The organism is Chloracidobacterium sp., from assembly GCA_016711345.1.
Classification (GTDB): domain Bacteria; phylum Acidobacteriota; class Blastocatellia; order Pyrinomonadales; family Pyrinomonadaceae; genus OLB17.
This window is the reverse complement of the sequence record JADJTD010000001.1, coordinates 535,328-547,971: the sequence shown is the minus strand read 5'-3', so window position 1 is coordinate 547,971 and position 12,644 is coordinate 535,328. Positions and strand designations below refer to the sequence as shown.

Below are 12,644 nucleotides of genomic sequence, written 5' to 3'. Positions count from 1 at the left end.
ATGGGCATCATCGACAAAATATTACGAAGAAAGCCTGCCGATCCAGAGGCGAGACGACGGTTTTTGCTTGCTAACGGACGGATAACTGACGGCGTGATACTCGATACGGAAATAAATGACGACGGCGAAGAGGTCGCAATTTATACTTACACACTTAACGGTGTCGATTTTGAATCATCAGATGTGTTGACCGAACCGCAGCGACTTGACCGTATAAAATATGCGCCGGGAGCACATGTTGGCATTCGCTATCATCCGAAAAATCAAGGTAACTCGATATTGGAATAATGTTCAAAAAAATATTAATAGCTAACCGAGGCGAGATCGCATGCCGTGTTATCAGGGCTTGCCGAGAGATGAATATAGGAACCGTTGCTGTGTTTTCCGATGCAGACAAAGACGCAATGCACGTCCGAATGGCGGACGAAGCCTTTCACATCGGCCCGCCGCCGTCGAGCGAGAGTTACCTGCGCTGGGAAAAGATCATTGATGTCGCAAAAAGATCAGGAGCAGAGGCGATCCATCCCGGATATGGATTTTTATCGGAAAATGCCGAATTTGTTCGCCAGGTAACGAACGCCGGCATTGTGTTTATCGGCCCGCCGCCGGAAGCGATAGAATCGATGGGCGGAAAAATGGCGGCCCGCAAAATAGCGATAGAGGCCGGCGTGCCGGTCGTGCCGGGCGCTACTGAACCGTTGAAGTCATATGAGGATGCCAAGGAAACGGCCGCTAGCACCGGCTATCCAGTAATGCTCAAGGCCTCGGCCGGCGGCGGCGGAAAGGGAATGCGGCTCGTGATGGATGAAAGCGAGCTTAAGTCGGCGCTGGAAGCGTCACAGTCTGAGGCCCTTGCCAGTTTTGGCGACGATGAGGTTTATGTTGAAAAAGCCGTTGTGCGTCCGAGGCATATCGAGATACAAGTTTTTTCTGACAAGCACGGAAATCACGTACATCTAGGCGAGCGCGAATGCTCGATCCAGCGACGGCATCAGAAAGTTGTTGAAGAAGCGCCTTCACCAATAAATTCGGCAGAGCTTCGAGCAGAGATGGGAGCGTGTGCGGTCAAGGTTGCTAAAGCGGTTGATTACGTTGGTGCGGGCACGGTAGAGTTTCTTGTGTCCGATCTTGATCGCTCGTTTTATTTTCTTGAAATGAATACGCGCCTTCAGGTTGAGCATCCTGTGACTGAACTGGTAACCGGCATTGACCTTGTTCGCGAACAGATCCGTGTTGCGTGGGGCGAGAAACTTTCATTTACGCAGGAAGATGTCGTGCTGAAGGGCCACGCGATCGAGTGCCGCGTTTATGCCGAAGATCCGGATAACAATTTTCTGCCTTCGCCGGGAAAAATCACGCGGCTCCGTTTGCCTCAAGGGCCTGGCGTTCGCGATGACGGCGGTGTTTATGAGGGAGCCGAAGTATCGATCTTTTATGATCCGATGATCTCGAAGTTTGCGGTTTATGGTAAAGACCGCGCTGAGGCGATAGATCGTATGCGGCGGGCGTTGATGGAATATGAGATCGGCGGCATTAAGACGACGCTTCCTTTTTTCCGCGAGATAATGGTTGACGAGGAGTTTATCGAGGGCAGACTTGATACCGGTTTTATTCCTCGTTTTAATGAGCGGAAAAAGGCAACCGAAATACATCAGACTACACAAGATATGGCGATGATCGCTGCCGCACTTGCGTATTCAAATAAGCAAAAGTCAGTGGCGGTCTCTGCAAACGGCGGCAAATCAAAAGTAAGCAAATGGGTTTTGTCGGGAAGGGAAGCGTTGATGCAGAATCGGGGTTGATACAATCGAAAAAACTATGGAAGAATTATTAAAACAAATGCTCGGTAAAAAGATAGACGTGACATGCGGAACTAATGCCGCGTTTAGAGGTGACGTGATCGACGTCAAGAATGGCGTGTTGTATCTACGCGACGAAGACGAGAAGGTCGCTTACGTCGCAGTCGATAAGATAGCCGTTGTCTATGAATGTAAAGATCCGCAGTCGCGTCCGGGATTTATCGGCTAGTTTGCCTAAATAAATATAAAAGGCCCGATGTTCATTAATGAGCATCGGGCCTTGATTTTGTTCATTGCAAGTTATTTTGCTGCGGGCATTTCCGGTATCAGGCGTCTGAATCCGACAATGCGATTTTCCCAATATCCTTTGAATGGTGAATATGTAATGCCTTTGCTCGAAGATGCATGATAGAAACCGTTTTCGTCCGCAACAATCCCGATGTGTCCGAGGCCGTTAAGAAATACGAGTGTTCCGTATTTGAATCTATCATCGCCGTCAACGGGGATTGATTGTGACCATAGTGTGCGGGCACTTCCGCGTGTGAACGGAATTCCTGCTTCCTGAAAGGCTGCCCAAACAAATCCTGAACAGTCATACGAGTAAGGGCCCGTCGAACCATAATGATATGGAAGTCCGTAGCGTGACTTGATCGCATTGTCGAGACGAATGCTTGCGGATGTACCATATACGGTTCTGCCGGCAGCAGCCATCGCAGCCGGAGCATTTGTCGGCATTGATCTGCTCGTTTTCTTGACTAGCGTCGGTTCATAAGCGGCGTCGGGGCGTCCTACGATCCTAATGTCATTGGTAAGTACCGGCCGAGAAGAGCCGTTCGACTTTACCTTGTCGGTTACTACTACGACCGGCGGCGGCACATTGGTCGGCTGGCTGGAAGTTGATCTCACCACACGGTCACGGCCTTGAGCTGATGCTGAACCTGTAAAACACACGGCAGCAAACACAAAGCACACCGCAAGGAAGAATATCTTCTTAAAAACTATCAAATTATAACTCCAATTATTTTATTTTCTGGTGGGAATCTGGGAGAAGTGGTGATTTTGCTCACCTATATTTATAAAAACTAACAACACTATTTACATTCCCGAAATCTTAACGATATCGTCTAAAACCAATTAACTTGTGATCTTTATTATTTAAAACTCGAAACTAACTAAAGACTATTATGACCTATAAGCAAAACAAATGCAAGCGTAGCGGAAACGTTATGGATTGCCGCCTGCTTACGCAGGCGGTTCCGATTTTCCCGCGGCCCCACTACTCCGGCTTATTTATACTTCAGTTGTCCTTGTGATAGAACAAGACAGACCGAATCGATTTACACTTCCAGAAAATGCAAAAGCCCGCACGTTAGTGAGGGCTTGGCATTCAACTTGAGTGTTTCGCCCTTACTCACGTGCGGGCTTCTGCAATAGTGCTCTATGCCGAGAACGACGTTCCGCAGCCGCAGCCGCCGGTTGCATTTGGATTCTCGAACGTAAAGCCCGAACCCATCATATTTGTCGTGTGGTCGATGGTGATGCCGTTCAGGTACTGTGCCGAAAACATATCGACAAACAGCCTAATGCCGTCTTTGTCCATCACAAAATCGCCCATTTTCGACGCTTCCTCGATATTAAGGCTGTACTGAAAACCCGAACATCCGCCCGGCACGACGCGAACCCGAAGTCCCGCCGTTTCCGGCAGATCATCTTCGCTGGACAAAAATTTCTTGATCTCAACGATAGCTGAGTCGGTGACGGTCAATTCTACGCTAGGTGCTGCAACTGCTGACATATAAATAATGCTCCTTTCAAGAAATAAGACCCGCAAAGCGAATCCTTACCTTAATGTAAATATTACCCTATGTGCGTTCATATTTCAAGGAGAACGCCAACTCTCGACGCGTAAAAGCTCTACGATAAATAAAGCCAACAGGTTCAGTACGCCTCCGGCAACGGAGGCTAGCCATACGTGAAACCGCCGATACGACCCTTGCTGATGTGCGACGGAGGACAGAAAATCATTTCCAAGCCCCCGGTCTTCAAGCTCGGGAAATCGCAATCGAAATAGAGCGTAGGTCAGCCACATACCAATTCCAAAAATAATCGCTACTACGGTCAAAACGATACGGTCATCGATATTTCCGACTGTCTCAAACGCCTTGTAAATGTCGTAAGGGAAAATCATTACGCAAGCCCATAAGACAAAGTTGATGCCGCTTAAGACATAAATATACTTTTTCAACGTCAAGCGGTCGGCCATTGCGTCGACGTGCCGGTCTAGAAGCTGAGCGATCCTTTCTTCTTTCTTCTCTTCTTGCTGGTAAAGAGCATCGGAAGCTTTTTCAATCAGTTTTCTCATCCGTTAGGTCCGCGATATAATCGCTAATTCCGGTTTCATTGCCTCAATGGAAACTTGCCTAGCAACCTCTTCTGCAACCTTGCGAAAAGCTATTGCCTGGGGCGAGTCCGGGGCGGAAACTACTACGGGCACGCCTTTGTCGCCGCCTTCGCGGACTTCCATTCCTAGCGGGATCTCGCCGAGGAGGTTTAGGCCGTATTCGTCGCAGAGTTTCTGGCCGCCACCTTTGCCGAAGATCTCGTATTTGTTTCCCGTGTCTGGAGCGATGAAATAGGACATATTTTCGATCACGCCGAGAACGGGCACGTTGACCTGTTCGAACATCTTTACTGCTCGGCGAACATCGGATAGCGAGACTTCCTGCGGCGTTGTCACGAGCACGGCACCTTGCACCGGAACGAGCTGTGCGAGCGAAAGCTGGACGTCGCCGGTTCCCGGCGGCATGTCCACGATCAGGTAATCAAGCTCGCCCCAATTAACATCCGACAAAAACTGCCTGACAACACCGTGGAGCATCGGGCCGCGTAGGATCATAGGCTTGTCGGGCGGCACGAGGACGGCCATTGAGATCATCTTGACGCCGTGCGCCTTGATCGGGATAAGCTTGTTGTCTTTGACGTCCGGCTGACCGTAACCTGTGCCGAGCATCATTGGGACGTTCGGGCCATAAACATCGGCGTCCATTATGCCGACCTTTGCTCCGTCAATGGCGAGCGCTACGGCGAGATTGACGGCAACGGTCGATTTGCCGACGCCGCCTTTGCCTGATGAAACGGCAACGATGTTTTTGACGCCTTCGATAGCGAGGTTATTTGCGAGTCCGCGGCCTTGCGGAACTTCGGCGTCCATTGTGACCTTTACGCTGGTGACACCTTCGAGACCGCTGACTATTTCGTTCGCCTGCGATTCCATCTGCTCTTTTACAGGGCAGGCGGGCGTGGTCAACATTATCTTGAACGACACATCACCGCCCGACACCTCAAGGTTATGAATAAATCCTAACGTGACGATGTCCTTCTTTAGATCGGGGTCGATGATCTGTTTGAGGGAATCTAATACAACTGCTTCTGATATTTGACTCATTTTTGTAAAAGTTTGATTGTAGCAGAACAAAAACAGCTTGCCGACCTGCCGTCCAACTGTCCCGTTATACCGACGGTTTTTCCTGACCGATTCAACCACCCGCTACCGCAGGTGGTACTGAACCGTCGCACCACGCCGTTCCACTTGCGTTCCACACTAAGGTGGAACGCTGCAAGTGTCTGCATTTATTGGAGTTAATAGCAGTATTTTGCCTTCGTTCCACATTTTTCTAAAAAAAAAAGACATATTGTCGCACAAAATTTGTAAATAGTTGCAAATACATAGGTTATAGTAACCAGTGTCGCGGATTTCCATATTTCTTCGTGGAACGCGTTTCGCGTAGTGGACGATCGCAACTTCCGATCTTTTCCCTTAATTGTCAAAAAGCAAATCATGTGAAACAACGATGCATACATAGGATATCATTTATCGACTCGAATTGGAATACCTAAGATTTGGTCGCTCGCTTACTCATGCGGTTCTGACAGGACTCGATTTCCGACTTAGGCGGTGAGGTCTTAGAATTGAAGCAATGACTGATGAAAGTGAAGTTTATGACCATATCCGCTCAGGCGGCTCGGGGTTCTATGAGCAAAAACGCGGGCTGATCGCGGTTTCGGGCAAAGAAGGTGTCCAGTTTCTTGACGGCATGATCACCAACGACATGAAGACGCTGGCGGACGGCGCACAGATGCTGGCTGCTTTTCCAAATGCACAGGGAAGGCTGTTGGCGGTTATTCGTGTGTTGAGACAAGGTGAGAGATTTTTGATCGAGACGGAGGAAGTGACCCGTGAAAAGGTGTTTCAGAATCTGTTTCGCTTCACATTTGCCGGAGATTTCTTTGTTGAAGACTTATCGGATCAATATCGATACTTTGAGTTGTTCGGTGACAATCTTGAGCCCTTACTAACGTGCGGCTTGGCGTTTGTGAATAGAAAGTCGTCGGGATATTTTGCGCCGTTCGGTGCATCGCTGCCGAAGGATTTCATTCAGATTCCTGACGAAGTTTACGAAACGCTGCGAATCGAAAACGGAATCCCAAAATACGGTGTCGATATGGACGAAACGACGATCGTGCCGGAGCTTGGGCTCGACGATATGATCTCATACAACAAAGGCTGCTACATCGGCCAGGAGATCATCGCCCGCATACATTTCCGAGGACACGTTGCAAAACGATTGACGGGAATAGTGTCAGAACCGGGAGCGATAGCGACTGGGTTCTTGCCCGGGGCCGAGTTGACTAATACCGACGGCAAAAACGCCGGAAAAATCACTTCGGTCACATTTTCGCCAAAGCTTGATAAAACTGTTGCTCTCGCTTTTGTTCGTTATGATTACCTAGTTGCCGGAACGGAGTTGATGGCAGGTGAAACAAAGGCGGTCGTTACCGATCTGCCGTTTGTGAGTTAATATAAATATCCCTCAAACCAATATGGAAGAACTAGACATCGATCTGCCGAACGCAAAACTTGCTTACACTATTATCCAGTCGCTGCTCGACGGCCACGAAGCTCTCAGCGATCTGCTCGTCGTTATGTCACACGCATTAGACGAGGACGTGTTAAAAGCACTGACGAACACAAATGAATGGGAGAAATATCTTGAATCCAAACGGGCGATGGAAAATACTCACGCGCAGATCGAGAAACTTACCGACGTTCTAAAAACTCTTGAAAATGCTTGATCTACTTATCATCGGCGCCGGACCAGCGGGAATCACTGCGGCAAACGAAGCCAAAAAGGCGGGGCTCGATTATCTTGTTATTGAAAAGGGGCTGATAGGTAACACGATCTACAGCTATCCGGTTGGGCTGACGGTTTTTTCGACAACGGATGAGCTTGAGTTTAATAAAGGTGATCTAAAGCCTGCTCGCGAAAAGCCGACACGGGAGGAATTACTTTCGTATTACGTTCGGTTTGTCCTCGACAATGAATTGAATGTACATACTGAAGAAGAAGTCTTGAGAGTGCGGGGTCTGGAGTCGGGAGAGTCAGAACCGGGAGCGATAGCGACTGGGTTTTTGATTACCACTAACAAAAATAGATACAAAACAAAAAGCGTCCTCTTCGCCATTGGAGCGATGGACTATCCGCGAAAGCTTGATGTTCCCGGTGAAGATCTGCCGAAGGTTTACGATCATTTTCGCGAGACTTATCCTTGGGTAAAGAAAAAGGCTTTGATAGTTGGGGGTGGAAATTCGGCGGGTGAAGCGGCTTTGTTTTTAGCGCAAGAAGGCGCCGAGACGACACTTGCGATCTTTCGCGATAACTGGGAGAGCACTGATCCGAAGCAGGGCTGTATCAAGTATTGGGTGAAAGAGCCGCTCGAAGAAGAATTAAAAGAACATTGCCTCAATCTCTTTTTCTTGGGTAAAGTGATCGAGATACGGGAAGGGGAAGTTGAGCTTGAAAATGAGAACGGCGATCGCGTGACGCTGGCTAACGATGTGGTTTTTGTGCTGATCGGTTCTGATGCCGATCTGACGATTCTGAAATCTCTCGGCGTTGAAACGGAAGATAGTAAATACGGCGAGGTGCCGGTCTATGATCCGGAATCGTTTGAAACGAACGTTCCCGGAATTTACGTCGCCGGCCATTTCACACAGCAGCGTCATATCAAAGGCGCTATCGATGCTTCAAAAACGTTGATCCCAAAACTCAAAGAAAAATTAACCACAAAGGCACAAAGGACACAAAGCTAAATAACTTTGTGCCCTTGGTGTCTTTGTGGTGAAAAATAAAATTACTGACCTGCTGGTTTTGCAGTTCTTACCATGACCTTCTGGTGCTGAAATTTATCCGCGATGTTTGCCGGATTGATATCGTAGCTCGTTACATCAAAAGTCTCGTCCGCTGTTCCACCAACCGTCTGCGTCCATTTGAACGGAAGTTGAACGCCGTTGACCGAACGGTACTCTGAGAATTTCACATTGAATTCGGCGGTTTCCGGCTTCGGGCCATCTGTTCTGCGCATGATCATGACATTGTCCTTGGGCTGGTCGCCGGATTTATCGTCCATAGTTTTGAACTTCATTATCATCGGCATTTTCATTCCGGTGTAGGTCATCATGACCGGCAGGTTTGAGGTCTGGCCGAGATAGAGTTTGAATGTGGCTCCGGCAAATTCCGCATTGACGATGTTGCAGGCCGTGCCGTCAACCGAGCTTTCGCCGCCGAATGTGTAGCTGACATCCATTCCTTGCGGAGCGGTAATCAGGAGGCTGAGCGTTAAGCGGAGAAGCTCGTTCTGCTTCATCGCGCCGTGATGATCACCCGCACGGTTTACAATTACATTTTCTTTGATATTGACGGTCTTTCCATCTTTTGATGTCCAAACAGCAGCTCCGCCGCCATTGTCGGCGATGACTTTATCAGCCTCTGTACCGGTGTATGTTTTCGTTGTGCCGTCGGGACGTTTGATAACGATAGTTTTCACGCCTTTTCCGCTGGCGGCGTCTGCGGCAATGATCTTGTCGGCTTCGTCTCCGGTGAATTCCTGAACCGTTCCGTCGGCCTTTTTGATGACGATTTTTTTGACTGGTTCGACATTGTTGTCGCCGGTATCGACCGTGACGTCAATATCTCCTTTGTCGCGGCCTGCAACTACAACATTGACCTGCTTGTCGATCATTTTCATGCCTTCGCCCGAGCCGTCATCTTTGCCGATCTTGACCATCTTCATCAGTTTGTCAGGCAGCAACATCGCGATCTCTGTTTCGCCCTGCACACTGCGGTCAGTGCCGTCGGTCCTGATATTGCGAGTCGTCCTCCCGACAATGACCATACTTTGTATGCCCGTGATCGCGGCATCGCCGCCGATCGCAACGCGGGCTTTTTGGATCAAACCGAGAGCTTTCTCATCCGATTTGAATTTCGCACCTGCTTTATCAACCAACGTGCCAAGTCCGATGCAGAAAACTGTCACGAACAAAATAGAAAAAATAAACCTTTTCATAGTAGCCTCCAAAAAAATTGATTTCCTGATGAACGGGGCATTTCAGGAAAGATTTCCTTTAATGATAGCAAAAATTGCACCGCTCTCATGTTGGATGATAGGCCAGAGTTTTGCACTAGTGATTAAGAGGACGCAAAGAATTTGTTAAGGATGTAAAATGTCGTTAAAAAGTATAGACATTGCAAAATATAAGATAGAGAATGAAATCGATGGGGCGCTCATGGTCGATAATTTTGTTTGGAGTCGGTTTGCTTGGTTTGCTTGCCGTGTTGGGAGTGTTGCAATATCGCTGGCTTTCACAGATCAGCGATGCCGACGGTGACAAGGCACGCAAGAGCGTTCAGGAACAAGCCAAGCAGTTTGCAACTGATTTCAATCGCGAGATACAGGGTGCGTATTTCAATTTTCAGACCGACGCAGAAAGTTGGAAAACGCGCGATTGGGCAGCGTTTAATGAACGATACGATTACTGGAAAGACAAAACGTCATATCCTGATCTGATCACGGACTTTTATTTTTTCGAGGCTAAAGGAGATTCGCCACCGCTACATTACGGATTTGATAGCCGAGCGTTTACGACTGCGGAGCTAACAGACGAGCTAGCGGATCTTCGCGCGAGATTTTCTGACGAAAAAAATTTCAGGCCGATCTATGAAGATATCTATACGCTCGTTCTGCCGATCCATGAAGGCGAAAATAAGATCGGACGAGTTTTCATGCATGCTAATTTACGCCAGAACAGGGCCGAGCTAAGGTTGCCGGACAAGTATGGCTATCTTGCCATCAAAATAGATCCTGAGACGATAAAAGAGAAGATTCTGCCGGCGCTTATCAGTAAATATTTTCCTGAAGGCGATTTTCGAGTAGCTGTTACGAGAAGAGACGGCACACCAGTTTTTCAGTCTGTTTCAGGTGAGACGAGCGATGCTGCAGCACCGCTTCTTGACCTGTCGCCGGACAATTTTGTTTTCTTTGCGAACAAAGACCTGCTTTCATCGATCGACGAGGGGAAAAAGAAAAACATCGTAATAAACTCGCGCACAGAGAGCCGCAGCGTTAGTACATTCGACACCAAAGACGACGAAAAAGGTGATGTGAAGATAGAGATCAAACGGGATGTTTCGCCCAAACGAACGGCCGTTTTTACGACTGCCTCAAAAACTAGTGGCGATGACGAAACCCCGTGGACGCTTGCCGTGCAGCATTCGTCTGGCTCGATCGATGCTTTTATGGCCGACACGTTCAGACGAAATCTTGCCGTCGGTCTTGGGCTGCTTTCACTTCTGGCGTTAGCGATTGCGGCGATCATCTTTTCGGCGCAGCGTGCAAAGCTGCTTGCACGGCGACAGATCGATTTTGTGTCGTCCGTTTCGCACGAATTTCGCACGCCACTTGCGGTCATTTATTCTGCCGGTGAAAATCTCGCAGACGGTGTTGCGAGGGAAAATGGCCAGGTTGAACGCTACGGCAATCTTATTAAAGGCGAAGGTAAGAAGCTTTCAACGATGGTGGAACAGATATTGGAGTTTGCCGGTGCGAATTCGGGACGAAGGAAATACAATTTCGGCGAAGTTTCGATAGATGAAGTTATCGCTAATGCTCTCGACGAATGCCGTCCGATGATCGATCAAAATCACATTGCGGTTGAGACTGGCATATCGCCGAAATTACCATCGATTAACGCCGACAAAACGGCGATGAGTCAGGCGATACAAAATCTGATAATGAACGCGATCAAATACAGCAACGGTGAAGCATGGCTCCGCGTTGCAGCCGAGAACGGAGACGGGAAAGTAAAGATCTCAGTGGAAGATCGCGGAATTGGAATCACGAAAAAAGATCTCCGTTCGATCTTTGAGCCATTCTACAGATCAAGGGAAGTAGTTGACGCGCAAATTCACGGCAACGGTCTCGGCCTCTCGCTGGTGAAACAGATTGCCGAAGCTCATAACGGACGGGTCTTTGTGTCAAGCGAGATCGGCAAGGGAAGCAAATTCACTATCGAAATACCGAATTGAATATATTCACCACAGAGAACACGGAGTGCACAGAGGTCTTTTTTTATGTTCTCTGTGGTGAAATTTTCTTATGAAGATACTGCTAGTCGAAGATGAAAAAGGCCTGATAATCACGCTCACGGACCGGCTCGAGAGCGAAGGGTTTGAGGTGACTTCGGCGAATGACGGAAAGAAGGGTTTTGATGCGGCTCTAGCGGGTAGTTTTGACCTTATCATTCTCGACGTGATGCTGCCCAAAAAGAATGGTTACGATGTCGCCCGCGATCTTCGTCAAAAGGGAATCGACACGCCTATACTGATGCTCACCGCCAAAGGCGAAACGATCGACAAAGTTCTTGGATTGAAACTAGGTGCTGACGACTATCTAACAAAACCATTTGAAGTGATCGAACTGCTAGCACGCGTCGAAGCTCTTTTGCGCCGTTCGCCGCATCAAACCAACGGCTCGACCGCCGAAGTTTTCAGATTTGGACAGGTCGCTATCGATTTCAAAAAGGCGGAAGTTATTAAAGATCAAAAAGCTGTGGACCTCTCGGCCATGGAGTTTAAGTTGCTGCAATTTCTGATCGAGAATCGCGGCACGGTTCATTCGCGCGATGCTCTGCTCGATGCCGTTTGGGGCTACGACGCAATGCCCACGACGCGAACCGTAGATGTTCACATAGCGTGGCTGCGTCAAAAGCTGGAAGAAAATCCGCGCCATCCGCATTACATTCAAACCGTTCATGGGTTTGGTTACAAATTTGCGGAATAGGGAACGACATAAACCACTACGGCGATGTAGTGCAGAATGCTCCCGGCTAGGATGAAAACATGAAAGATCGCGTGGTTATGCGGGATGCGGTTCCACGCGAAAAAGATCACTCCAAGCGAGTATGCAGCGCCGCCCGCGATGACAAGCGCGATGGCGGTTGAACCGAGTGCTGCCAGCAGCGGTTGTATCACGACGATACCGATCCAGCCCAACACAAGATACGAAACTACCGAGACCGCAGGCCAACGGTCACGCATCAGCAGCTTTGCCACGATGCCGGCAATGGCAAGACCCCATATTAGGGTCAACAGGTTTTGTCCAAATGGCCCCTTCATTACTACCAGAACAAAAGGCGTGTAGCTGCCTGCGATCAAAAGATAAATGCCGCAGTGATCGGCGATCTGCATTTTCTTTTTACGGCCTTCCATAATAGTGGCGTGGTAGATCGTCGAAGCGGCGTAAAGAATCACAAGCGAAAGTCCGTAAACACTGCAGCCGATAAATGAAATCGCATCACCGCGCACGCCAGCGAGTATTACAAGCACAACAAAGCCGATGATGCTCAACACAAGACCAAATCCATGCGTGATCGTGTTCGCAAGTTCTTCGACGGATAATGAGTTTAGGTGTGCTTTTATCACGAATAACCTTGCACAAGCCCGCACGTTA

General features: G+C 48.7%; 14 protein-coding genes. 8 read left to right on the top strand and 6 right to left on the bottom strand.

Features of this window, described 5'->3' with window-relative positions:
• Genes IPL32_02380 through IPL32_02370 form a run of 3 tightly spaced genes read left to right on the top strand, consistent with a single transcriptional unit; the run spans position 1 to position 2,028 of the window.
• Entirely contained in the window at positions 1-288 is a 288-nt protein-coding gene (locus IPL32_02380) for a hypothetical protein (GenBank protein MBK8464654.1), read from the top strand.
• On the top strand, positions 288-1,802 hold the full coding sequence (gene accC, locus IPL32_02375; protein ID MBK8464653.1) for an acetyl-CoA carboxylase biotin carboxylase subunit: 1,515 nt from the start codon (positions 288-290) through the stop codon (positions 1,800-1,802). Before IPL32_02380 ends, accC begins: the two co-directional genes overlap by 1 nt.
• Before the next feature lie 16 nt (positions 1,803-1,818).
• Positions 1,819-2,028, top strand: coding sequence for a hypothetical protein (locus IPL32_02370; protein ID MBK8464652.1), 210 nt, complete (start codon positions 1,819-1,821; stop codon positions 2,026-2,028).
• Positions 2,029-2,099: 71 nt separating this feature from the next.
• Here the strand turns inward: IPL32_02370 and IPL32_02365 are convergent, their stop codons facing one another.
• The 4 genes from IPL32_02365 to apbC form a co-directional block, all read right to left on the bottom strand.
• Positions 2,100-2,804 (bottom strand): C40 family peptidase, encoded by a 705-nt coding sequence (locus IPL32_02365; GenBank protein MBK8464651.1) that lies wholly within the window; start codon positions 2,802-2,804, stop codon positions 2,100-2,102.
• 433 nt (positions 2,805-3,237) lie between these two features.
• Entirely contained in the window at positions 3,238-3,594 is a 357-nt protein-coding gene (locus IPL32_02360; GenBank protein MBK8464650.1) for an iron-sulfur cluster assembly accessory protein, read from the bottom strand.
• A gap of 84 nt (positions 3,595-3,678) precedes the next feature.
• Entirely contained in the window at positions 3,679-4,161 is a 483-nt protein-coding gene (locus IPL32_02355) for a hypothetical protein (GenBank protein ID MBK8464649.1), read from the bottom strand.
• Positions 4,162-4,164: 3 nt separating this feature from the next.
• Positions 4,165-5,244, bottom strand: a complete 1,080-nt coding sequence (gene apbC, locus IPL32_02350) for an iron-sulfur cluster carrier protein ApbC (GenBank protein MBK8464648.1) — start codon at positions 5,242-5,244, stop codon at positions 4,165-4,167.
• A 532-nt stretch (positions 5,245-5,776) separates the two neighbouring features.
• On the opposite strand from apbC, the gene IPL32_02345 reads away from it, so the two are divergent.
• Genes IPL32_02345 through IPL32_02335 form a run of 3 tightly spaced genes read left to right on the top strand, consistent with a single transcriptional unit; the run spans position 5,777 to position 7,950 of the window.
• Positions 5,777-6,658 (top strand): hypothetical protein, encoded by an 882-nt coding sequence (locus IPL32_02345; protein MBK8464647.1) that lies wholly within the window; start codon positions 5,777-5,779, stop codon positions 6,656-6,658.
• Positions 6,659-6,680: 22 nt separating this feature from the next.
• Positions 6,681-6,932 (top strand): hypothetical protein, encoded by a 252-nt coding sequence (locus IPL32_02340; protein ID MBK8464646.1) that lies wholly within the window; start codon positions 6,681-6,683, stop codon positions 6,930-6,932.
• Positions 6,925-7,950 carry an NAD(P)-binding domain-containing protein gene (locus tag IPL32_02335; GenBank protein ID MBK8464645.1) on the top strand — a complete coding sequence of 342 codons (1,026 nt, stop codon included), beginning with the start codon at positions 6,925-6,927 and terminating at the stop codon, positions 7,948-7,950. Before IPL32_02340 ends, IPL32_02335 begins: the two co-directional genes overlap by 8 nt.
• Positions 7,951-7,991: 41 nt before the next feature.
• Here the strand turns inward: IPL32_02335 and IPL32_02330 are convergent, their stop codons facing one another.
• Positions 7,992-9,203, bottom strand: coding sequence for a hypothetical protein (locus tag IPL32_02330; protein ID MBK8464644.1), 1,212 nt, complete (start codon positions 9,201-9,203; stop codon positions 7,992-7,994).
• A 200-nt stretch (positions 9,204-9,403) separates the two neighbouring features.
• Between IPL32_02330 and IPL32_02325 the strand changes: the two genes are divergently transcribed.
• Together IPL32_02325 and IPL32_02320 are read left to right on the top strand one after the other, a co-directional pair.
• The gene (locus IPL32_02325; GenBank protein MBK8464643.1) at positions 9,404-11,221 is read left to right on the top strand and encodes a HAMP domain-containing histidine kinase; all 1,818 of its coding nucleotides are present in this window, start codon (positions 9,404-9,406) and stop codon (positions 11,219-11,221) included.
• Positions 11,222-11,291: 70 nt separating this feature from the next.
• Positions 11,292-11,975, top strand: a complete 684-nt coding sequence (locus IPL32_02320) for a response regulator transcription factor (GenBank protein ID MBK8464642.1) — start codon at positions 11,292-11,294, stop codon at positions 11,973-11,975.
• On the opposite strand, the gene IPL32_02315 is transcribed toward IPL32_02320, so the two are convergent.
• Entirely contained in the window at positions 11,957-12,616 is a 660-nt protein-coding gene (locus tag IPL32_02315) for a hemolysin III family protein (protein MBK8464641.1), read from the bottom strand. The two genes, IPL32_02320 and IPL32_02315, sit on opposite strands and share 19 nt — an antisense overlap.
• Positions 12,617-12,644 lie beyond the last annotated feature (28 nt).